The 22,021-nt window shown below is 68.6% G+C and carries 21 protein-coding genes and 1 pseudogene; 13 read left to right on the plus strand and 9 right to left on the minus strand.

The window, feature by feature from the left end; all coding sequences use genetic code 11:
* The first annotated feature begins 85 nt into the window (after nt 1-85).
* On the plus strand, nt 86-1,567 hold the full coding sequence (locus F6J85_RS01525) for an MDR family MFS transporter (protein WP_150923552.1): 1,482 nt from the start codon (nt 86-88) through the stop codon (nt 1,565-1,567).
* 74 nt (nt 1,568-1,641) lie between these two features.
* Here the strand turns inward: F6J85_RS01525 and F6J85_RS01530 are convergent, their stop codons facing one another.
* Entirely contained in the window at nt 1,642-2,238 is a 597-nt protein-coding gene (locus F6J85_RS01530) for a TetR/AcrR family transcriptional regulator (protein ID WP_150923553.1), read from the minus strand.
* A gap of 130 nt (nt 2,239-2,368) precedes the next feature.
* Between F6J85_RS01530 and F6J85_RS01535 the strand changes: the two genes are divergently transcribed.
* The 4 genes from F6J85_RS01535 to F6J85_RS01550 are packed head-to-tail and all read left to right on the plus strand — an operon-like array spanning nt 2,369 to nt 5,737.
* Nucleotides 2,369-2,959: a hypothetical protein gene (locus tag F6J85_RS01535; protein WP_150923554.1), complete on the plus strand. Its 591-nt coding sequence runs from the start codon at nt 2,369-2,371 to the stop codon at nt 2,957-2,959.
* Nucleotides 2,956-4,533, plus strand: a complete 1,578-nt coding sequence (locus tag F6J85_RS01540) for a dihydrolipoyl dehydrogenase family protein (RefSeq protein ID WP_150923555.1) — start codon at nt 2,956-2,958, stop codon at nt 4,531-4,533. The genes F6J85_RS01535 and F6J85_RS01540 overlap by 4 nt, the downstream gene beginning before the upstream one ends.
* A gap of 43 nt (nt 4,534-4,576) precedes the next feature.
* Complete coding sequence (locus F6J85_RS01545; protein WP_150923556.1) at nt 4,577-4,885, plus strand: EthD family reductase; 309 nt, start codon at nt 4,577-4,579, stop codon at nt 4,883-4,885.
* A 60-nt stretch (nt 4,886-4,945) separates the two neighbouring features.
* Nucleotides 4,946-5,737: an alpha/beta hydrolase gene (locus F6J85_RS01550; RefSeq protein ID WP_150923557.1), complete on the plus strand. Its 792-nt coding sequence runs from the start codon at nt 4,946-4,948 to the stop codon at nt 5,735-5,737.
* A 474-nt stretch (nt 5,738-6,211) separates the two neighbouring features.
* Here the strand turns inward: F6J85_RS01550 and F6J85_RS01555 are convergent, their stop codons facing one another.
* Together F6J85_RS01555 and F6J85_RS01560 are read right to left on the minus strand one after the other, a co-directional pair.
* Nucleotides 6,212-7,180, minus strand: coding sequence for a DUF2332 domain-containing protein (locus F6J85_RS01555; RefSeq protein WP_150923558.1), 969 nt, complete (start codon nt 7,178-7,180; stop codon nt 6,212-6,214).
* A 59-nt stretch (nt 7,181-7,239) separates the two neighbouring features.
* A pseudogene (locus F6J85_RS01560) lies at nt 7,240-7,470 on the minus strand (IS110 family transposase); the annotation flags it as partial.
* Between the two features lie 403 nt (nt 7,471-7,873).
* Between F6J85_RS01560 and F6J85_RS18260 the strand changes: the two are divergent.
* A complete protein-coding gene (locus F6J85_RS18260; protein ID WP_150927090.1) occupies nt 7,874-8,128 on the plus strand; it encodes a GNAT family N-acetyltransferase in 255 nt (84 codons plus the stop codon).
* 120 nt (nt 8,129-8,248) lie between these two features.
* On the opposite strand, the gene F6J85_RS01570 is transcribed toward F6J85_RS18260, so the two are convergent.
* The 3 genes from F6J85_RS01570 to F6J85_RS01580 all read right to left on the minus strand — a co-directional run bounded on the left by F6J85_RS01570 (nt 8,249) and on the right by F6J85_RS01580 (nt 9,874).
* A complete protein-coding gene (locus tag F6J85_RS01570; protein WP_150923559.1) occupies nt 8,249-8,539 on the minus strand; it encodes a hypothetical protein in 291 nt (96 codons plus the stop codon).
* Nucleotides 8,540-8,666: 127 nt separating this feature from the next.
* Nucleotides 8,667-9,611 (minus strand): hypothetical protein, encoded by a 945-nt coding sequence (locus F6J85_RS01575; protein ID WP_150923560.1) that lies wholly within the window; start codon nt 9,609-9,611, stop codon nt 8,667-8,669.
* Complete coding sequence (locus F6J85_RS01580; RefSeq protein ID WP_150923561.1) at nt 9,608-9,874, minus strand: PASTA domain-containing protein; 267 nt, start codon at nt 9,872-9,874, stop codon at nt 9,608-9,610. Before F6J85_RS01580 ends, F6J85_RS01575 begins: the two co-directional genes overlap by 4 nt.
* A 333-nt stretch (nt 9,875-10,207) precedes the next feature.
* On the opposite strand from F6J85_RS01580, the gene F6J85_RS01585 reads away from it, so the two are divergent.
* The 5 genes from F6J85_RS01585 (at nt 10,208) to treS (ending at nt 16,709) form a co-directional block, all read left to right on the plus strand.
* Complete coding sequence (locus F6J85_RS01585; protein WP_150923562.1) at nt 10,208-10,666, plus strand: hypothetical protein; 459 nt, start codon at nt 10,208-10,210, stop codon at nt 10,664-10,666.
* Between the two features lie 179 nt (nt 10,667-10,845).
* The gene (locus F6J85_RS01590; RefSeq protein ID WP_238707024.1) at nt 10,846-12,282 is read left to right on the plus strand and encodes a multicopper oxidase family protein; all 1,437 of its coding nucleotides are present in this window, start codon (nt 10,846-10,848) and stop codon (nt 12,280-12,282) included.
* Between the two features lie 127 nt (nt 12,283-12,409).
* Nucleotides 12,410-12,781, plus strand: a complete 372-nt coding sequence (locus tag F6J85_RS01595) for a VOC family protein (protein WP_150923563.1) — start codon at nt 12,410-12,412, stop codon at nt 12,779-12,781.
* A gap of 112 nt (nt 12,782-12,893) precedes the next feature.
* Nucleotides 12,894-14,321, plus strand: coding sequence for an HNH endonuclease signature motif containing protein (locus F6J85_RS01600; protein ID WP_191906707.1), 1,428 nt, complete (start codon nt 12,894-12,896; stop codon nt 14,319-14,321).
* 90 nt (nt 14,322-14,411) lie between these two features.
* Nucleotides 14,412-16,709, plus strand: coding sequence for a maltose alpha-D-glucosyltransferase (gene treS / locus F6J85_RS01605; protein WP_150923565.1), 2,298 nt, complete (start codon nt 14,412-14,414; stop codon nt 16,707-16,709).
* 1 nt (nt 16,710) lies between these two features.
* Here treS and F6J85_RS01610 read toward each other — a convergent pair whose 3' ends face one another.
* Nucleotides 16,711-17,973 carry a phosphotransferase gene (locus tag F6J85_RS01610; RefSeq protein WP_150923566.1) on the minus strand — a complete coding sequence of 421 codons (1,263 nt, stop codon included), beginning with the start codon at nt 17,971-17,973 and terminating at the stop codon, nt 16,711-16,713.
* A 72-nt stretch (nt 17,974-18,045) separates the two neighbouring features.
* Entirely contained in the window at nt 18,046-18,750 is a 705-nt protein-coding gene (locus F6J85_RS01615) for a spermine/spermidine synthase domain-containing protein (RefSeq protein ID WP_150923567.1), read from the minus strand.
* A 138-nt stretch (nt 18,751-18,888) separates the two neighbouring features.
* Between F6J85_RS01615 and F6J85_RS01620 the strand changes: the two genes are divergently transcribed.
* A complete protein-coding gene (locus F6J85_RS01620; RefSeq protein ID WP_191906708.1) occupies nt 18,889-20,163 on the plus strand; it encodes a glycosyltransferase in 1,275 nt (424 codons plus the stop codon).
* 44 nt (nt 20,164-20,207) lie between these two features.
* On the opposite strand, the gene F6J85_RS01625 is transcribed toward F6J85_RS01620, so the two are convergent.
* On the minus strand, nt 20,208-20,930 hold the full coding sequence (locus F6J85_RS01625) for an alpha/beta fold hydrolase (protein WP_150923569.1): 723 nt from the start codon (nt 20,928-20,930) through the stop codon (nt 20,208-20,210).
* 65 nt (nt 20,931-20,995) lie between these two features.
* Between F6J85_RS01625 and F6J85_RS01630 the strand changes: the two genes are divergently transcribed.
* Nucleotides 20,996-21,988 (plus strand): LysR family transcriptional regulator, encoded by a 993-nt coding sequence (locus F6J85_RS01630; protein WP_202980861.1) that lies wholly within the window; start codon nt 20,996-20,998, stop codon nt 21,986-21,988.
* Nucleotides 21,989-22,021: the final 33 nt, after the last annotated feature.

The raw sequence follows: 22,021 nt of genomic DNA on the forward strand, positions 1-22,021 counted from the left end.
GCCATATACTGAGTGGGGCGTTCGTGCGGCTCATCCGGCGCCCCCTCCCGCAACCGTGTGCAGCCCTGCCGATAGAAAGCCCTTCGTGACGCTCGAGAAAAACCCCGACACCGCTTCGATATCCGTTCCCGCCGCAGCAGCTGCGCCCCGGACCGGCCCCGTGATCGCCCTCCTCGTGGCCTCGGCCTTCGTCGTCATCCTCAACGAGACGATCATGGGCGTCGCCCTACCCCGGCTCATGGCCGACCTCGACATCACCGCCGCCACCGCGCAGTGGCTGACCACCGGATTTCTTCTCACCATGGCGATCGTGATCCCGTGCACCGGCTATCTGCTGGCGCGGTTCTCGCTACGAGGCCTGTTCTTCACCGCGATGTCGCTGTTCGCTGCCGGAACCCTCATCGCCGCGCTCTCGGCGGGCTTCGGGATGCTGCTCGCCGGCCGCGTGGTGCAGGCGTCCGGCACCGCGATCATGATGCCCCTGCTGTTCACCACCGTGCTCAACGTCGTGGCGCCCACCCATCGCGGGCGCATGATGGGCGTCATCTCCATCGTCATCGCCGTCGCGCCGGCGGTCGGTCCGACGGTGGCCGGTGTCATCCTCTCCGCACTGGACTGGCGCTGGATGTTCTGGCTCGTGCTTCCCATCGCCCTGCTCGCGATCGCGCTCGGCGCCGTGTGGGTGCGCAACGTCACTGAGACCTCACGGCCTTCATTCGACCCGCTCTCGGCCGTGCTCGCGGCCCTCGGCTTCGGCGGGCTCATCTACGGCCTCAGCCTCATCGGTGAGTCGGCGTCCGGTCACGCACCCGTGCCGGTCTGGATCCCGCTCGTCGTCGGCGTCGTCTCGCTCGTCGTGTTCGTGCTGCGCCAGCTGTCGTTGCAGAAGACGGATGCCGCCTTCCTCGACCTCCGCACCTTCGCCTCGCGCTCCTTCAGTCTCGCCGTCGTGCTCGTCGTCGTCGTGATGGCGGCGCTGTTCGGTTCGCTCATCCTGCTGCCGCTGTTCCTGCAGCAGGCGCTGGGTCTCGACACCCTGACGGTCGGCCTCATGATGCTGCCCGGCGGCATCCTGATGGGCGTCATCGCACCGATCGTGGGGGCGCTGTTCGATCGCTTCGGGCCGCGTCCGCTGGTCCTTCCCGGGATGGTCGTCGCCGCAGCGGCGCTGTGGGGTATGACGACGTTCGACATGAACGCCGAGATCTGGTGGATCGTGCTCATCCACATGACCCTCAACTTGGGGCTCGGTTTCGTCTTCACGCCATTGCTCACCTCCGCACTCGGGTCGCTGCCCCGATCCCTGTACTCGCACGGCAGCGCGATCACGAGCACCCTCCAGCAGGTGGCCGGCGCCGCCGGCACCGCCCTGTTCGTCACGCTCATGTCGGTGGGGACCGCCAGCGCCCTCGCTGCCGGCGACGCCCCCGGCGAAGCGATGACCGCGGGTGTGCACACTGCGTTCGTGGTGGGAGCGGTGATCGCGAGCGTCGCGGTCGTGCTCACCCTCTTCGTGCGCAAGCCCGCCGACGTCGAGGAGCCGCTCGCTCACCCAGCCGCGCACTAGGCCGAGCCTCCATCGGCTGTGGGGGCCGGACCTGCTCGCCCACGTGCGCGAATCGGGCTGCTGAACGCGCCCGTTCAGGGCGTGTTGCTTAACGCTGTGACGTCGTCGGCTTCCAGGCCGCTGCGATAAGCGAGGAGTCCTTCGATACCTCGCAGGAAGGTCGCGCAGATGGGCTGCGGGTCGGTCAGAGAGCCGGCGGTCATCGCGCCATCTCGGAGCATCACGAAATGTCGTGCTGCGGGTTCTGCGTCGATCTTGCCGGTCTGAGCGAAGAGTTCGGTCATCGTCCTGAGAAACCACTCCCGATGCTCGAGGACGGCATGGTGGACCGGGTGATCGGGGTCGGGGTATTCGGCCGCGGCGTTGAGGAATGCGCATCCGCGGAAGCCAGCGCCCTGGATGTCGTCGGAGATGGCCTGGGCGACTGTTCGGATGATGTCGTCAGGGTCGGCGCCGGAGGATCGGGCGGCGTCCATCCGGCCGCGGATCGCCTCGTCGATCTGCGTGAGGTAGGCGACGAGCAGGTCGTCCTTGCTCGGGAAGTGCCGATAGAGCGTGGCGCGGGTGACCTGTGCCTCGGCGATGACGCGATCTATCCCGACGGCGCGTAGCCCGTCGGCGTAGAAGAGCCGGCTGGCGGTGTCGAGTAGCCGAGTTCGTGCCTCCGACATTTGTGCCTCGTTTCTGGTGGTTGCTGTGCCTTCCAGATTATCAGATAGACAGAACGATCGGTCTTGACAGGGGAGTCCAGCTGCTGCATGCTCGGTGTACCGACCGTTCTATCTAGCAGAAAGAGAGCGCATGTCCGCTTCAATCCACACCGGCGCACCAGGGGTGGTCGAGCCCGCCACCAGTAACACGAGAGTGCTGCGAAACCTCTACTTCGTACGATTCGGGTTCGCTGTCACCTGGGCGATCCTGCTGATCGCGACCGCGCAATCGATCAACCCTGGCGCGATCGCCCTGCTCGTCCTCTACCCGTTGTTCGATGTCGCGGCAGCGATCATCGACTTCCGCTCTTCCGGGTCCAGCCGACCGAAGGCCCCGCTCTACATCAACATCGCGCTGAGCCTGGCGGCTGCGATCGGCCTCGCCGCTGTCGTCGGCTCCGGCATCCCGGATGTCTTGCGGGTGTGGGGTGTCTGGGCGATCACCGCGGGAATCGTCCAGTTGATCGTCGCGAGTCTGCGCTGGCGCATCGGAGGCCAGCTGGCACAGATCCTCAGCGGTGGACTCTCCGTCCTCGCCGGTGCCGGCTTCTTCCTGGTGGCGGCGGGGCCGAATGCCGCGCTGACCATCGTTGGCGGCTATGCGGTGCTCGGTGGCATCTTCTTCCTGATCTCGGCAATCCAGTTGCACCTCGTCATCCGAAAGGCGGGGAAGCGATCATGACCGAAGTCATCCGACCGTCCCTCATCGCGTCCGACGTAGACCGGGATGCCATCGTCGACGTGATCGTCATCGGCGCCGGACCGGTCGGCGAGAATGTCGCCGACCGGGTCGTGCAAGGCGGCCTGACCGCGACCATCGTCGAACGTGAACTCGTCGGTGGCGAATGCTCGTACTGGGCCTGCATGCCCACCAAGGCACTCCTCCGTGATGCTGCCGCGCTCCGAGCTGCCCGTGCCCTTCCCGCCGCGGGGCTCGCTGCGAGCGGCATCCTCGACCCCGCCGCCGTCTTCGCCCGTCGGGACCGGTTCGCCGAGCACTGGCACGATTCCGGTCAGGTCGATTGGCTGCGCAGTGCCGGCATCACGCTGGTCCGCGGACAGGGACGGATCAGCGGCCCTCGCACCGTGACCGTCACCGACACCGGCGACGGCACCACGACGATCCTGCGGGCACGCCATGCCGTCGTCATCGCCACCGGCAGCAGCGCATACATTCCGCCGATCGCGGGGCTCGCGGATGTCAGGCCGTGGACGAACCGCGAAGCCGTGGCCACCAACATGGTCCCGGACCGCCTGGCGATCATCGGGGGCGGAGTAGTCGGCGCCGAGATGGCGACGGCATTCCACGCACTCGGCTCCCACGTGTCCCTGATCTCTCAGACGCGCCTGCTTCCGCGGGCGGAGCTGTTCGCGAGCGAGCACGTCACCGAGGCGCTCCGTTCCGCCGGTGTCGCACTGCATCTGGACGCCGGCGTCATCGAGGCGCGACGGAACGATTCCGGCATCCTCGAGATCACCCTGTCGGACGGCAGCACCGTCGCGGCGGACGAGGTTCTCGTCGCCACCGGACGTACCGCGAACACCAAGGACCTCGGCCTGGACCGGATCGGTCTGGAACCGGGCAGGTGGCTGACGGTCGACCACACCCTCGCCGTTCTCGACCAGAACGGTGACCGGATCGGCGACGACACCGGCGCCGACCCCGGCGCAGCCTGGCTTTTCGCCGCCGGTGACGTCAACCATCGTGCACCGCTGACGCACCACGGAAAGTATCAGGCCCGCGCGCTGGGCGATGCCATCGTCGCACGAGCGAACGGTGCGGAACCCGGCCTGGACCCGTGGGGACGCCACGCCGTGACCGCTGACGAACTGGCGCTCACGCAGGTGATCTTCACCGCGCCCGAGGTGGCGACCGTCGGGTTCACCGCACAGGAAGCCGCGGCAGCCGGACGAGACACACGGGTCGTCGACTACGACCTGGGAAAGGTCGCCGGTGCCGCACTGCACGCCGACCACTATCGCGGCCAGGCCCGCATGGTCATCGACGCTGCCCGTAACACCGTGATCGGGTTCACCGCCGTCGGCCCCGACGTCGCCGAACTCCTCCATGCCGCGACGATCGCCATCGCCGGAGAGGTCCCGCTGGACCGCCTGTGGCACGCGGTGCCCGCGTATCCGACCATCAACGAGATCTGGCTCCGCCTGCTTGAGGCAGACGGCCGAGATCACGCCGTATCCGCCCCTGACAGAACTCTCGTCACGGTCGAGTCGGCGACCGACGCGGCAGTCGCCTGACGCTCCCCCCATCCACATCACCACTCAACGCAAGGAGTTCCACATGCCCACGAAAATCACTCTCATCTTCGACAACCCCATCGACCCCGGCGCCTTCGAGTCCGATTACGCCGAATTGGTCGACCGTGCCCGGAGCGTTCCGGGTCTCCTGAAGATGGAGACCTCCAAGGTCTGGCCCAAGGAGGACGGCACCGCCACTCCGGCCTACCGCATGATCGACCTTTACTTCCCCGACTACGAGGCAGCGAACGCGCCCTTGGGTACGCCCGAAGCAGGGGCCTTCTTCCGGCGCGCCAGCGAACTCGCGACCGGAGGAATGACAGGACTCTTCTCCGACGTCGAAGAGCCCTGAGCCTCGTCCGGGGGTCCATCCGGCGAACCATCCATCACGAAGACACGAAAGGAAACTCCCATGAACACCCACTTCTCAACGCGCCTCACCCAGGGCGCCAGCGCGGCGCAGCCCGCCCCCGGCCACAGCCCCGGTCAGCAGCCGGCTGCGAAGCCCACAGTCGTCCTCGTGCACGGCGCCTGGGCCGACTCGAGCGGCTGGGGCGGTGTGATCAGCAAGCTCGAGGAGGATGGCTACCCGGTACTCGCCGTCGCCAACCCGCTGCGCGGCCTGGCATCCGACTCGGCCTACGTCCGCAGCATCCTCGACTCGATCGACGGCGACGTGGTCCTCGTCGGCCACTCCTATGGCGGTGCGGTCATCACGAACGCCGCCACCGGCGCCGGCAACGTCAAGGCACTGGTCTACACGGCGGCCTTCACCCCCGACGAAGGAGAGATCATCGCGCAGTTCAACGACCCGGTCACGTACCCGGGCGCCGAGCTGACGCCCGACTCCCTCATCGTGCGCCCCTACCCCGGCGGTATCGACGCCACCATCGCCCCGGCCCGGTTCCGGCAGATCTTCGCCGCAGACCTGCCCGCCCGACAGACCGACGTCATGGCCGCGACCCAGCGCCCGACCAACGTGGCCGTCCTCGAGGAGCAGACCGGCGAGCCGGCGTGGAAGACCATCCCCAGCTGGTACCAGGTCTCCAACCAGGACAAGGCCCTGTCCCCGGTCGCGCAGCGCTTCTTCGCCGAGCGGATGGGCGCGCACACCACGTCGATCAACGCGTCGCACGCCGGATACGTTTCCCACCCGGACGAGACTGCGGAGCTGATCGAGGCGGCCGCCGGCGCGACCAGCTGACCACCCTCGTCACGCACCGGGCGTACGGGCCACAGTGACCCGCACGCCCGGTGCGTGTTGGATGACGAGTGCTCGACGCTGTTCCCTCGGTGTCGGATGGGGCCCACGCGTGGATCGGTGGGCGGAAGCCCGGGCTACGCCATTGGACGGGTGACGTCGTTCGCGGGTGGGAAGCGTCCGGCAAGGATCCCCGCCGGCGAAGGAGATGTGGGGTGAGCTGGGCGTGTGATGCGCTGGCGACTGGAGACGTCCGCTCAGTTCGATACAGCCGCTCGCAAGCTCGACCGGCAGATGCTGCCTCATTTCCTCCGCCCCTGGCCCCGCGCCCGCGAGGTCCGCTGTGCTTCGCCCGGATCCAATCGAGAGCTGATTCGCTTGCCGGGGGGCAATCTCCTCCGTCAAGTACTGGGATGCGTTGAGTGACTTGTCGCGGCAGGGGCGGGCCGGGCTGCGGATGGCCTGACCGGGTGTTGGTTAGTTGAGAGATTCGTAGCTCTGACCGTGTGGGCCCACCAACGCGACGGGCCTGCCGTCGACCGCGAGAATTGTGCGGCCGCCGACAGGCCTTTCGACCTGATCGGTGATGAATGGGAACACGCCGGGCCCTTCGTTGCTGACCCACGTGACATCGCCGAGCGCGAGCATCTTCTCAGCGAATTCTTGGCGTCGATCAGCCGGCAAGTAGACCAGGACCGCACTGTGGAAGACGACCACCTTCGCGCCTGCTGGCGCTTGCTTGATGAGTTCGGGGATGGCGGCCAGGATGTCGCCTTGCCGGAGGTTCGGCGGGTCGTCGGCGGCGATTGTGGAAGCGGCGTGAAGGCGGTCGCGCCGCGCTGTGTGCTCCGGCCAGACGAGTGTCTCGAGCCACGCGAGTTGGTCTTGATCGGTGGGATCGATGGGGTTGAGGTCTGCACCCGCCCGCCAGGCGATGCTGGGCAGGCGCGTTGGAACGTCGCGGGCGTCGATAACGCACGGGATCTGAACGACACTGGGGCCGCTCGCTGGGTCCAGAGAGACCGTTCGCCCGTCCACCTCGTAGCGGTAGCTGTAGCGATCCGGATAGAGACAGAGGCCAGCTGACGCGCCGGCCTCGATGAGCGCGAGCGGGCCGTCGATGCGGCTCAGTACTGGGAGCAGCACCGCGCAGCGTGCTGCTTCATTTGTCTGTGTTGCTCGCGCCATCACGATTGACACGACGCTCGTCCAATTCTCGACAAGCCATGCCCGGAACGGTGGGTATGGTCCGACCGGGGCACCAAGGTGTCGAGCTGCCGCGAAGACCAGGTTCGGCTGAACCTTGATCCCTGGGAGTTCGGAGATCAGATCAGCGATCTCGGGGTCTTCTGCAATTGCGGAAGACCATTCAAAGTAGGTGTTGGAGACGCCCTCCGCTTCGAACTCTGCGAACCTCCGGTAGACGTCTGCGATGCGAGCGCTCATGGCATCAACCTAATCGGGTGCAGGTCGGCCGAAGAGTCGTCATTAACCTCGATGGTCGGTTACGCAGCGAGCCCGTCTACTGGCTGCTGGTAGAGGGTGCCATCGCGGAGCATGGCGTAGAGGACGTCTGAGCGGCGTCTGGCCAGGGCGAGGAGTGCTTGGTTGTGGCGCTTGCCCCGGGCGATCTTGCGGTCGTAGTAGGCGCGGGATTGAGGGTCGCGGACCGCGGCGAATGCGGAGAGGAACATCGCGTTCTTGAGGATCTTGTTCCCACGTCGTGATGAGCACTCGAATAGGCGACCGGATACACATCAGGAACTCGATCCGCTGGGAGTTCGAATCCCACCTTCGCCGCCGGCGTCGAAGCGCCCGCAGGTCCCTTGAGAAGACGGGGAGCGGGGGTTTCGTCATGTCGGCGAACGCGTGTTCCGAAGACGCCTTCGCCCCGGGCCCGGGGAGGTAGCCCAGGGCCGCTCGCTGACATTCCGAAGGTGCCGTACTCTTCGATGGCCGAACGGTGGACCAGGAACCCGGGGGTGAACACGGATGAGTGTGAAGAGAGTGACGAGTGACGTCGTCGTCGGGCAGTCCGTCGAGCTGCGACCGTACCGCAAAGAGGATGAGTCAGACTTCGTGGGCCTGTTTCCTCGGCCACGCCGAGCTGAAGCCTTCGCCTCGTGAGGACGTCCCCGGCTGGGAACTCGTATACGTCATCCGTCGGTCTCACTGGCGAAGGGCTATGGTCGCGAGGTGGCGCGTCTTATCGCTCACTTCGCCTTCGACCGCCTAGGTCTCTCGGCTGTATTCGCCACTGTGGATACGGAGAATGTGGGATCGCTCCGGCTGCTGACCGGTATCGGTTTCGTCCAGACGAACCACCCGCGTGACGGGGAACGGGTCGCAATACTCATGAAGCCTGCCGCGGCCGTACCATCCGCAGCACAGTGACCGCGGCGTGAGGGGCGCTCGTTCGCGGGACGCGGCGTGCACCCGGCACCCTGTACGGTCACCGCTGTTGACCAGCACCTCCTGCTCGGCCACCGTTCACGATGTCCTGAAACCAGACAGTCAGGACACCCGCTGTTCGTGTTCGTGCAGCGCGGCGGCGACGCGGTCCAGGAACTCGCTGACGGCATCCATGTCGTAAGAGCCGCCGTGACGCGCGGAGGTGAGGAGCTGTCGGGTCACGACGTCTTCGCTGCGCAGGCGGGGCGTCCCGCCGTTCTCGTAGGCGCGGACAGCGACTTCGCACTCCCGCAGGAAACCGTCGACGTCCTCCGCGGAGAACCCCTCCACGCGGAACAGCCCCCTCCGCTTGCCCGGGGGGAATCGGACGCCGCGAAGCTCAGAGCTGTGCATTCCCCGACACTAGCGCTGCGGGCACTTCGCTGCGGAGCGCAGTCGGCGACCGGCTTCGTCGTTCATCCGGCCGGCTCCACTTGGGCCGCCCTTCGAGGAGCCCTGAGCGAGGCACGCTGCCGGCGGTTCAGGGCGTTGCGCTCGGTCGGGCACGGCGGCGGCGGATCGTCCATCGCGCCGCGAGCCCGATCGCGGCGACGAGGACGGTGGCCACGATCGGGCGCAGCGCCAGCTCCGGGGTCAGGAGTGCGCTTGCGAAGACCTGAAGCGCGTACTCGATCATCGCGGCCGGGTCGGAGGCGAGCACACGACTGCCGGCGGCGCTGCTGACCCCGGTGATGGCGGCGGGCGCGACCCAGACGACGATGAGACTCGCGAGAGCGGCGACGACGCGCCCAGGCGAGGAGACACCTGTCCATGCGATGGCGAGTCCGGTGAGCAGCGGGGCGACCCAGGCGATCAGTCCCACCACCGGAAGAAGCCAGTCCGGCCCGTAGAGCGTGAACGGCTGGAGGAAGCCTCCGATCCATGAGGACGCGGCGACCGCCGCGATCGTGAGACCGAGGAGCGCGCCCGCCCGAGGCGCCACGGCGATGAGGGTCTGGCAGAGCATCCCGATCAGAACGGACAGCGCACTCACCCCGACCAGAGCCGCCAGATACACCGCTGCCTGACCCGTCTCGGCAAGTCCGCTGCGGACGGCAACGGCCGTCTGCACGATCGCGATCAGCTGCAGCGCCGGCACGATGCCGAACAGCAGCATCCGGCCCCGCCGGCTGAGCCGATTCCGCAGTGACCGCGTGACCACTCCCGCCACGGCGGCACCGACGACCAGGACAGCGAAGATGAGCACGAGCGAGTACTGGCTGAACGGCAGCAGCACGAGCGGCATGTCTTCGGGCGCGGTGGGCAGGAGCCAGAGGTTCTGCAGCGGCAGTCGGAGACCCGTGGCGAGCCACGGCAGCAGACCGAGGATGACCGCGCCGACGGCCAGGAGTACAGCGGCTTCGTCGCGGACACCGCCCGACGGCGCGTGTCGAGCGCCCGCGGTAACGGCGCCGCTCTCGGTCATGGCCTGTCCTCGTGGGGTTCGCCTGTTGCGTGCTCGACGATTTCGACGATGACCGAATCCCACTGATTCACCTCTGTGCCTGCCGGCGGGCGCTGGGAGGTGATGTAGAAGAGTCCCGGCCATGCGAGAGCTGCGATAGGCGGACCGTCCGGGTCGGGATTGGCCAGCGCGACGCCGGCGTCGGACGCGACGTCGCGCCCGATATGGAACGGCAGTCCGACCACGTCCGGGACGATGACCCGGGGGCACATTCGTTCGGCCATCGCCCTAGCCCTGACCGACCCCGCCGAGCGATGTGCCGGGGCACCTGGTGAGCGCATCCACCAAGACCAGGCCGATTGCAAGTGCTACCCGCCGTCGCATGGCTTCAACCTATGACCAGCAGCTGAGGCGCCTCAAGCGCGAACCGCCAGGGCCACAGCGCCGGAGCTGCTCAGCCCCGTCTCACTCCACCACGCTTCGTGGAGCGTCAGGCGCAGGTCGCGCCGTGCCCCCGGGAGTAAGGCCGTTGTCCACCGCCGCAGTCGTCAGATGGTGACGCAGATGTCGTCTGAGGGACGACGACCGGAGACCACCCCGATCCTTACCGTGGCGGCATGTCACACGCTGCAAACCTTCCCTCCCATCCGCCGCAACGCCCACGCCCTTCGGGGTTGCCCCTCGTGGCGATCATCGGGCTGGCTGCGCTGCGCGTACCGGGACCCCTCCTGGAAGACCTCGGCATCCTCGAGGCCGGTCGGTGGACTTCGTTGCTGTTGTCCTGGGCGCCGGTCGCGCTGTGGATCGCCGTCGCGGTCATCCGCCGGGTTCGAAACCCGTTCCTGACGGTTCTGACGATCGGAGCGATCTCGGGCGTACTGCTCGTCATCGCGTACCAACTCCTCTGGAGCCAGCTGTTCGAGGACGACCCCGGTTCGGTCGGGGGCGGCGGCCTGCCGATCCGCCTCGTGGCCGTTCTCGGCGGGTTGATCACGGGCGCCGCCGCCGGCGCCGTCGGGGGACTGATCGCGTGGGTCATTCAAGCGGCGACGAACCGTCGCACCGGCCGCGCGTAGGCCCTCGGCATCGCCGCCGCACTTCCATCGATTCTCCGAGGAGCAGCATGCCCATCCAGGCGGAAACCAGTCCGAGCAGGAACCGTCGCCGCGGGCTGCGGCGCTGCCTGGGGCTGGTGTCAGCAGCCGTCCTCGCGACAGGCGCCTTGAGCGCGTGCGACGCAGCCGCGCGAGCACCGGTGGTCGATACCGTCGGTCAGGTCGACTTCGACAACCCGCTTGCCATTCCACCGATCGACCGCGGCACCGTGGCTTCCGACGGCGTGCGCGAGTTCGCCCTGCTCGCAGACGAGGGGGCCACCGAGTTCAAGCCCGGGGTGTCGACGACGACGTGGGGATTCAACGGAAGCTATCTGGGCCCCACGCTCGCGGCGACGATCGGTGAACCGGTGAGAGTCCGCGTCGACAACGAACTCGCCGTGCCCACGACCGTGCACTGGCATGGGATGCACCTTCCGGCGGAGATGGACGGCGGCCCGCACCAGGTCATCGATCCTGGTCGGACCTGGTCGCCCTCGTGGACCATCGATCAGGAGCCCACGACGCTGTGGTACCACCCGCACGTCCACGGTGAGACCGAGGAGCACGTGGAGATGGGGCTCGCCGGGATGTTCATCCTCGAACCCCCCGACCCCGGTCGCTTCGGGCTTCCTCATAGATACGGCGTCGACGACATCCCGGTCATCGTCCAGGACAAGCAGTTCACCGACGCGGGGCAGTTCACGTTGTCGACGCGAGGTTTCGTCGGCTCTCTGGGTGACACCGTCCTCGTGAACGGCACTGCGGCGCCGTACCTCGACGTGACGACCGAACGTGTCAAGCTCCGGGTGCTCAATGCCTCGTCGGCTCGCACCTATCGGTTCGCATTCGACGATGGTCGATCGTTCGACCTCGTCGGTACCGACGGCGGGCTGCTCGAGGCGCCGCACCGCACCGGGGAGGTGCAGCTGTCACCCGGCGAACGTGCCGAGATCGTCGTGCAGGTCGAAGCCGGAGAGCGGCCGGTGCTGCGCTCGACCGCACCCGACCTGGGGATGCCGGACGCCATCGCGGAGCTGAACGGAGGCGCCGACACCCTGGACGTCCTGCAGTTGCGCGCCGCGTCTGCGTTGGAGCCCAGCGAGCCCTTGGCGGATCGCTTCGCGGACATTCCGCGACTCGATGAATCCGACGCGGCGGAAGAGCGTCACTTCGAGATGGACGGACTGCAGATCAACGGTCAGTCCATGCAGATGCACACGGTGAACGAGATCGTCGAGGTCGACACGGTGGAGGTCTGGGCCGTGCGCAATCGCATGCAGTTCGGGCACTCCTTCCACGTCCACGACGTGCAGTTCCAAGTGCTCACCATCGACGGCGAGCCGCCGCCGCCCGAACTCGCCGGCTGGAAAGACACCATCTACACCCGGCCGGGAGTGCAGTACCGACTCATCATGCGGTTCGAGGACTACACCGATCCCGACACTCCCTACATGTACCACTGCCACTTTCTCGCGCATGAGGACGCCGGCATGATGGGGCAGTTCACCGTCGTGGAGGACGCGTTGACCGCACCATCCACTCTCCCCGGCGCGGGGGACATGGCCCCGGAAACGGGCCATGGCGCGGAGCACTGACGGCGGCACAGACGGGCGGCGTTCGTGCGGGGCGTCCGCCGCTCGCCCGAACGAAGTCGACGTCTGATCGCGGACATCCCGTGTCCTCGGCCAGGCGTAGCGTTCGCCAGATCTGAAGGAGGACACCATGACCTGGAAGATCGAACTCATCTTCATACCCGTGACCGATGTCGACCGCGCGAAGGCGTTCTACACGCACATCGGATTCGTCGCCGATTTCGATCAGCGCGTGAATGAGGAGTTGCGCTTCGTGCAGCTGACTCCGCCGGGCTCCGCGTGCTCCATCGCCTTCGGGACCGGACTGGACTCGGCCGTCGCGCCCGGCACCCTGGATGTCATCCAGGTCGTCGTGCCCGACGCGGATGCCGAGCTCCTCCGGCTCCGTGAGCTGGGCGTCGATGCCGACGGCGTGGACGAGCAGGAGTGGGGTCGATTCGTGCGGTTCGCCGACCCCGACGGCAACTCGTGGACGCTGCAGCAGCTGCCGGCCCGAGCCTGAACCGCAGGCGAGAGCGCCACCTCGAATCGTCGTACCGCAGGACGAAATAGCGCCTGTCGACCTGGGGTTATTCGCGGGCGCAATGTCGGTGGCCCTCGTCAGAATGGGGGTCATGGAGATCCTCGCCGACACCCTCCGCCACGTCGAGCAGCAGCTCGGCGAGGCCCTCGGTGCGGCGTTCCGAACCGACGAGCTGCGCGGGCTGGACGAAGGCTCGGTGATGTCGCTCCTGGCCGCCGCGGCGGGCGTCGTGCACCAGGCTGAGGCGCTGCTGGTGGCGACGGTCGCCGAGGTGCAGGAGCGGACGGATGTCGCCCCCTTCGCCGAGCGACCGACGACGCGGCACGGGTGCCGGTCGATGAAAGAGCTCGTGCAGCGGACGACGCAGGCGTCCGGACGCACCGTCGCCGACGTGCTGCGCGCGGCGTGCGCGATCCGCCGCCCCGTGTCGCCGTCGACGGGAGAAGTCCTCCCCGCGGAGTATCCCGCGATGCGGGAGGCAGCCGCAGCCGGCCTCGGGCTGGATGCCCTCGCGGCGGTCGTGGGCACGCTGGATGCCGCCCTGTGCACGCCCGGCGCCCGGGCGGCCGCCGATCTCGAGCTGGCCGCATCCGCACGCGGTCTCGGTGCGGGCGGTGGCCCCGCACCGAGTGCCGACGAGCTGCGGCTGCAGGCGCAGGTGTGGGCGATGTACCTGGACCAAGACGGCGCCGAGCCGCGCGAGTCGCGCGCGATGCGCAAGCGCGCCCTCACGGTGGGGGTGTGCCGCGACGGCATCGTGCCGGTCCGCGGGAACCTGCTGCCCGAAGTGGCCGCGCAGCTGCAGCGGCTGTTCGACAGCATCCTGAACCCCAAGGGCGACGGCCCCGATAGCCCGCTGGGGCCGCGCTTCGTGGACGATCCGCCGGACGCTCCGAGCGGAGATTCGGCCGACCTGCGCTCGCGGGTCATGAAGCAGCACGACGCCCTCGCGACGATCCTCACCGTCGCCGCGCGCTCGGGTGCCCTGCCGACCATCGGCGGCGCCGCGCCCACGCTCGTGGTCTCCGCCGACGCGGGCGACGTCGGCTCGGGCCGAGGGCAGGCCCACCTCGACGGATGCGACGAGCCGGTCTCGCTCGCAGTCGCTCGGCAGGTGGCGTGCACCGGGGCCGTGCAGCGGGTCACGACCGACGCCACGGGGCGCATCCTGGCGATCGACATCACCGATCGGGTGTTCGCGGCACACCAGCGCAAGGCCATCTCCCTGCGAGACGGCGGATGCATCATCCCCGGCTGTCACGTCGCGGCCTCGTGGTGCGAGATCCACCATGTCGTGGAGCACGTGGCGGGCGGCCCGACACACACCGACAACGGAGTGCTGCTGTGCTGGTACCACCACCGCACGCTGGACTCGAGCGGGTGGCACGTGCGGATGCGCGACGGCGTCCCCGAAGTGCGCGGTCCGTCCTGGTGGGACATCTCCCTGCGATGGCGTCCGATCACGAAATCGCCCGTGCGCCTGCTTCATACACTGCGTGCGCGCAGCCCCGGTGGCTGACGCGACCGGCACCTCACGTATTTCATAGCTTCTCCCTGAGCCAGATGCCAGTCCCCCGGTCAGTGGGATTCGAGTCCGTAACCTTGCGGAATGGCGCACGACGAGCTTCGGCCGGAGGACCTCTACACCGGCCCCATAGACCTGCCGGGAATGGCGACCTTGGATCACGAGGAGACCGATCCCGAGAAGATCGAGATCAGTTACGACGAGGCCCGCTATCCCGCGCGGCCGAGGCGGCTGCGTCCGCGCGACCAGTTCCGCGGTGGAAGTGTGCGCCGCATCAAGACCGACCCGCGCACCGCGAACGGCACCAACCCGTCGTACGTCGAATGGCTCGTGCGGCAGTCGATGCTCAAGGACGCGGATGTCCTCGCCCGCCAGCTCGCGGGACAGCCGGCGATGTGGCGCAACGCCTACGCGCGTCCCGATGCCCGGCGGGCCATCGCGACCAGCGACGTGTGGTTCACGGCCTACCCGATCTCGCTCATCACGCGGCCCGGGGAGTCGTTCCTGTCCGCGCTCGGCGACGAGGCGCTGTGGGCCGCCTTCGACCGGGTGGGCATCACCGCGGTCCACACCGGTCCGGTGAAACGAGCCGGCGGCATAGCCGGATGGCGCGAAACCCCGAGCGTCGACGGTCACTTCGACCGCATCAGCACGGAGATCGACCCCGCGTTCGGCACCGAGGAGCAGTTCCGCGCGCTGTGCGACGTCGCCGACACCCACGGCGGCAGCGTGATCGATGACATCGTGCCCGGGCACACCGGCAAGGGTGCCGACTTCCGCCTCGCCGAGATGGGGTTCAAGGACTACCCGGGCATCTACCACATGGTCGAGATCCTGCCGGAGGACTGGGGACTGCTCCCTGACGTGCCCGACGGGGTCGACAGCGTGAACCTCGATCCCGCGACCGAGAAGGAGCTCGAGGGGCGCGGATACATCATCGGCGCCCTTCAGCGCGTCATCTTCTACACCCCCGGCGTGAAGGAGACGAACTGGAGCGCGACGGCTCCCGTGATCGGCCCCGACGGCATCACGCGTCGCTGGGTGTATCTGCACTACTTCAAGCAGGGGCAGCCCTCGATCAACTGGCTCGACCCGACCTTCGCGGGGATGCGTCTGGTCATCGGGGATGCCCTGCACTCGCTCGGCGAGCTCGGCACGAGCGCCCTGCGCCTGGACGCCAACGGCTTCCTCGGCGTGGAGAAGAGCGCGGAGGGCCTCCCGGCCTGGTCGGAGGGGCATCCGCTCTCCCACGCGGCCAACCACATCATCGCCGGGATGGTGCGCAAGGTCGGCGGCTTCACGTTCCAGGAGCTCAACCTCACCATCGAGGACATCCGTGACACCGGGGCCGTGGGGGCCGACCTCTCCTACGACTTCATCGGGCGCCCGGGCTACCACCACGCCCTCGCGACGGGACAGACCGAGTTCCTCCGGCTCGCGTTGACGACCTCGATCGAGCTCGGCGTCCAGCCCGTCCAGCTCGTGCACGGGATGCAGAACCATGACGAGCTCACGTACGAGCTCGTGCACTGGGCGACGCGGCACGGCGACGATCTCTACCGCTTCCGCGGAAGTGAGATCACGGGCAGCCAGCTCGCCGAAGTCGTGCGCGCCGAGCTCACCGAGGGGCTCACCGGGGCGGCCGACTACAACCGCGTCTTCACGCAGAACGGCATCGCCTGCACGACGACGTCGCTCATCGCGGCGACGCGCGGGATCGCACGGCTCGACGACATCGCCGAAGCCGACATCCCCGTCATCCGCGATGCGCACCTCCTGCTCTGCGCGTACAACGCGTGGCAGCCCGGCATTTTCGCGCTCTCCGGCTGGGATCTCGTCGGCATGCTCACCGTCCCGTCGAACGAGGTCGCCGACCTGATCGCCGCCGGCGACACACGGTGGATCGAGCGTGGGGCGCACGATCTGCTCGACGTGGATCCGACCGCGACGCGCTCGGCGGCGGGCATGCCGCGCGGGCGCGCGCTGTACGGTCCGCTGCCGGCGCAGCTGGAAGACCCGGAGTCGTTCGCTTCGCGTCTGGCGCGCATCATCGATCTGCGCCGGGAGTACGGCATCGCGACCGCCTCGCAGGTCGACATCCCCGAGGTCGCCCACCCCGGCATGCTCGTGCTCGTGCACCGTCTCGACGACGGCGACCCGGAGGCGGATGCTCGCATGCAGGTGACCGTGCTCAACTTCTCGGCCGAGCCGACCGAGGGCACCGTGCGTTCGGAGCAGTTGGTGCCGCACAGCGAGGTCGTGGATGCTGCCTCGGGCGAGACGGTCGGGCGCGTCGACGACCTGCAGAGCTTCGCCGTCTCCTTGCCGGCGTACGGAGCGCTCTTCCTCGTCCTCGAGCCGGTGGAGCCGTCGGCGGAGTGACTCAGCCGAGCAGCGCCTCAGGGGCGAGGGCGGCGTCGATGCCCGCGAGGGGCACGGGCAGCCAGTCGGGGCGGTTGCGCGCCTCGTAGGTCGACTCGTAGACCGCCTTGTCGAGCACGAGCGCCCGCAGCAGCACGGAGTCGAGCGCGACCGCGCCGGCAGCACCGGCGTATGCGTCCAGGAACGCCGCGCGGCACGCCGCCGCCCATTCGCCGGCATCGGGTGCGCCGCCCACCGCGCCGGCGTAGTCGAACGACCGCAGCATCCCGGCGACATCGCGAGGCGGCAGGTCGGGAATCGCGCGCTCCTCCATCGGGCGGAGGGGCTCGCCCTCGAAATCGACGATGCGCCAGCCGCCCTCGGGCACCGCGAGCACCTGCCCCAGATGCAGGTCTCCGTGGATGCGCTGCATCCGCGGCCACGGGCGATCGAGTGCGGCCCGGTAGACCGCGTCGATCGCGGCGAACCGGTCGGCGACGGCGGGCACTTCGGCCGCGGCGACCTCGAGCCTCCGCCGCCAGGCGGCCGCCGTGGCCATCACGTCGTCGGGCCCGGCATCGGCGGTCTCCAGTGCGGCGCCGAGAGCTCCGTGCACCCCGGCGACAGCGTTCCCGAGATCGCGCGCGGCCTCGGTGAAGTCCCGCTGATCCCGCGCCGCTTCCAGCGCGATCTCCCATCCGTCCCGCACGCCGCGGAGGAAGTCCTGCGCGAAGCCCAGGGTGCCGCGCGCGACGCCGGATTCCCGCCCGACATCGGGCCACTCGGCGTCGAGGCTCCCCAGGAACCGGGGCACGTGCGGTGACCCCGCGCTGCTCAGCACGCGCTGGACCGTGACGTCGGGGTTCTCGCCGTGATGGAGGGTGCGGAAGAGCTTCAGGATGATCGTCGGCTGCCCGTCCTCGTCGAACACGATGGAGGTGTTGGACTGCTCGCCCGTGAGCACCCGCGAACCGGTCACCCGGCTGACATCGACACCCATCTCGGCGAGGATTCCGATGGCGAAGGCCGGATGCCGCGGCGCATCGACGAGCGGGCCCTCGCCGTCCAGGACGATGACGGCGTCCGCGGGGGTGGGGGAGGCGACGGACGCGAGCGGGACGTGGTAGAGCGCCGGGAGTGACCCCGCGTCGTCCATGAGCAGGTACCGCGTGGCACCCCCCGGGGCAGGTTGGGCGTCGAGGATCCGGAACCGGGGTTCGTGGCTCTTGCCCGCGTACCATCGCTGCTGCGCCACCCAGGCGCTGAGGTCATCCGTGAACTGCACACTCCACCATGACCCGGGGCGGGAACCGCGAGGAAGGGGTGGACGGGCGCGGGAGGCGCGTAGTACGTCGGGCTAACGGCGGGTCCCGATGTAGACCGTGTTCGAGGAGATTCCGCCGGTGAGACGGTTGTCGAACTCCACGACGTGGGCCGAGCAGTCGCTCAGAACCGAGGAGAGCGTGGTCAGGAAGTCGGCGTCGGGCGGGTCGTCCGACCACAGGGCGAAGACGCCCCGATCGGTGAGGTGCCGAGCGAGGGATTCGATTCCTGCCGAGGTGTAGAGGTCGGCGTGACTGGGATCGAGGGTGTGCCGCGGAGAGTGATCGACATCAAGCAGGATGACGTCATAGCGGGCGCCCTCGGGGGCGGGGTGGCGGCGCGCCACGGCGAAGAAGTCGTCGTGGACGAGGGTCACCCGGGGGTCTCTCACCAGCTGCGCCGACATCGGGAGCAGCTCCCGCTCATGCCAGCCGATCACCGCGGGGAGGGCGTCGATCACATCCAGCTTCCGCACGCGGCTGTCGTGCAGCGCCGTCGCGGCCGTGTAGCCGAGCCCGAGACCGCCCACGAGCACGTCGAGGTCAGTGCCTTCCGCGGCGGCGAGTCCCAGCGTCGCCAGCTGCTCCTCGGCGTGAGTGAACAGACTCGACATGAGGTATTCGTCCTTCAGCTTCACCTCGTAGATCAGCTCACCCGTGGCCGGGTCTGCGCGGCGGCGGAGGGTGAGCTCGCCCATCCGCGTCTCCTGCCAGTCGAGTTCCTCAAATCGGGCGATCATGGCGTGCTCTCGTCCTTTCGCCTCGGGGTGATTCGCGTCGGACGGATGTCGCGCCGTCCCTTCATCCTTGCGGATCGAGCCGGTGGTCGCGGCCCCCCTGTGATCCGAAGACCTCAACGGGCACACTGTGACCGGGAGGTGGCCGTGTCCCGATTCATGCTGACCGCGGTGCCGTTCACCGGTCACGTCGCGCCGCTGTGCGCCGTGGCGGCGGCGCTCGTCGCACGGGGGCACGAGGTGCGCTTCTACAGCGGGTCGGCTTTCCGAGGGCGGATCGAGGAGACCGGATCCACCTTCGTCCCGTGGAATGCCGCGCCGGACTTCGACGAGAACGACCTGGCATCGTCCTTTCCCCGACTGGTCGGCAAGAAGGGGGTGGGGCAGCTTCTCATCAACGTCGTCGATGTCTTCATCCGGACTGCCCCCGCCCAGGTCTCCGACTTGATGGCCGAGTGGGAACGTGTGCCCTGGGACGCGATCGTCGGCGACGAGGTGTCGGTCGGTGCCGTGTTCTTCGCGGAGAGGACGGGGTGCCCGCGGGGGACCTTCGCGGTGCTGCCCCTGAACATGGTGGGCCCGGGTGGCCCTCCCAGCGGGCTGGGCATCGCACCTGGCCGCAACGCCCTCACGAAGGCACGGGATGCGGCGCTCCGTGCCGCCGTGCCCCTCCTCTCGCGACCCCTGCGCGCGCCGCTCGCGGCGGCCCGGGCGGCGGTAGGACTTCCGCCATCGCCCCGGACCTTCGACCAGGTGGTCTTCTCACCCCGGCTCGTCGTGGCCAGCGGTTCGCCGCTCCTCGACTACGCGCGCGACGACCGGCCGGCCTCCGTCCACTTCGTGGGCGCCGTGCAACAGCTCCCCACCCGGCCGCCGTCGCTCCCCGACTGGTGGGGCGAGCTCGACGACCGGACCGTGGTGCACGTCACGCAGGGAACGCAGAACATCGACCCCGAAGACCTGATCCGCCCCGCTCTCGAGGCACTGGGCAAGAGCGATGTCCTCGTCGTGGTCGCCACTGGCATGCCGGGCCGCGACGTCCTGCCGTTCGCAGTCCCCTCGAATGCCCGCGTCGCGGGATTCCTGCCCTACGCCGAACTCCTTCCCCGAGTCGACGTCGTCGTGACCAACGGCGGGTGGGGCGGTGTGCTTGCGGCGTTGAGCCACGGCATCCCACTCGTCATCGCGGGCGGCGACCTGGACAAGCCTGAGGTTGCTGCGCGGGTGGCGTGGGCCGGCGCCGGCGTCAACCTTCGGACAGGCACGCCCTCGGCCGCGGCGGTCGGCCGCGCCGTCGGTCGGATCAGAGAGGATCCGACGTTCCGGGATGCGGCGGCCCGCGTCGGCGCCGACCTCCGCGGCCGCGGCGGCGCGCCCCGTGCCGCCGAGCTGTTCGAGACGCTCCCGGCGGAGTGAAGCTCCCGGCGCGGCAGCGTCTCGTGCGTCGCCGCTGTCGCTCGTTACGCGGAGGCGCCGCTGACTGCTCCCGCCGCGGTCTCGATGAGCTCTACGACTTCCGTCGGGTGGGTCAGCATCGCGAGATGCGGAGCCTCGACCTCGACGACCTGCGTCCCCGCGCGCTCATACCCGAAACGCTCGACATCCGGGTTGATGGTCTTGTCGGCCGTCGCCAGGAGGCCCCAGCTCGGCTTCGTCTTCCACGCGGCGGCCGTGGCCTTCCCGGTCAGGGCGGCGTCGGCGAACGAGCGCTGGGATACGGCGAGCACTTCCGCCGTCCGGGGGTCGAGACCGGCGGCGAAAACCGGGAGGAACCACTCGGGATCCACGGACAGGTCCACCCCGTCTTCCCGCCCCGGAACCGGGTTGGGGAGGGTGAGGATGTGCGCCGGAAGGTCGGAATCGGGGTAGCGGGCACCCATGTCAGCCGCGCTCTCACCCTCGTCCGGGACGTAACCGGCGATGTAGACCAAGCCGACGACGTTCTCGGCGGCTCCGGCAACGGTGATCACCGCGCCACCGTAGGAATGACCGACGAGGACGACGGGACCGTCCACGGCCTCCACGACCAGGCGGACGCTCGCGGCATCGCCGGAGAGCGTCCGTAGGTGGTTCGGAGGAACCACCACTCGATAACCCCGATCGAGGAGTTCCCGAGTGACGGGGGTCCAGCTCCCCGCGTCGGCGAATGCTCCGTGGACCAGGACGATGGTGGGCTTGCTCATGATTGTCTCCGCATCAGTTGGCCGTTTCGGAGGATCGCCGGCGAGTTCCCCACTGTAGGAGTACGTTGACCTCGTCAGAAAGAGGTGAAGTTGCACAACAGCTGTGCATATCTGCACGGACAGCCCGGGGGTCCACGATGGGTCAGAGCGTCGACATCCGCAACGTGCGGGCGGACGATCTCCGCTACCTCGCCGCCGTCGCAGACACGGGACGCGTGATCGCTGCGGCACGGGTCCTCGGCGTGGATCACAGCACGGTTTCCCGCCGCCTCCGCGCGCTGGAGGCCGCCCTGGGCGCGCGGCTGATCAGTCGTGGTCATGACGGCTGGGTGTTGACGGGGGAGGGCCGGATCGTCGCGGAGCAGGCGCGGACGATTCAGCAGGCCGTCGAGAAGGCAGTGCAGTTCGCGGCCAGAGTCGCGCCCGCGAACATCACGGGAACGGTTCGAGTGACCGCGGCCGATGGGTTCGGCACGCGTTTCGTCACTCCCGCTCTCACGAGGCTCCGAGCCCGACATCCCGGCCTCACCGTCGAACTGCTCACCGGGGCTCAGCATCTGAGCGGGCGCCAGACGAACTTCGATATCGCGCTCCTCATCGGCGAACCGCCCAAGAATCGCCTGTTCCTGGAGAATCTGTGCGCGTATGACTCCGCCTTCTACGCAACGGGCTCGTACCTGGAAGAGCATGGCGACCCCGGGTCGGCTGAAGAGTTGAAGCACCACCCGCTCATCTATCTGGTCGATTCGCTGGAGCGCGTGCGGGAGCTCGACCTCAGCGCCTTCGCGCCGGGGGCGACGGTGGGGTTCGCGTCGACCAACATCTTCGCCCTGCTCGAAGCCACACGGCAGGGCGGCGGTATCGGACTCCTCCCCAGGTTCATCGCAGAGACCACACGTGAGCTCCGGCGGATCGCAGCCCCGATCACCCCTGCCAGAGTCGACGTGTCGCTCGCGATTCGCCAGGAGGCGAGGGAGCGACGGGATGTTCAGGCCGTCCGTCTGGCTCTGCACCAGGAAGTCGCCGGCCGCCAAGACGAACTGGTGTGGCCGGTCTAGCCTCCGGCCGGCCGGCAGATCCTCGAGGGGCGG

The organism is Microbacterium lushaniae (assembly GCF_008727775.1).
Taxonomy (GTDB): domain Bacteria; phylum Actinomycetota; class Actinomycetes; order Actinomycetales; family Microbacteriaceae; genus Microbacterium; species Microbacterium lushaniae.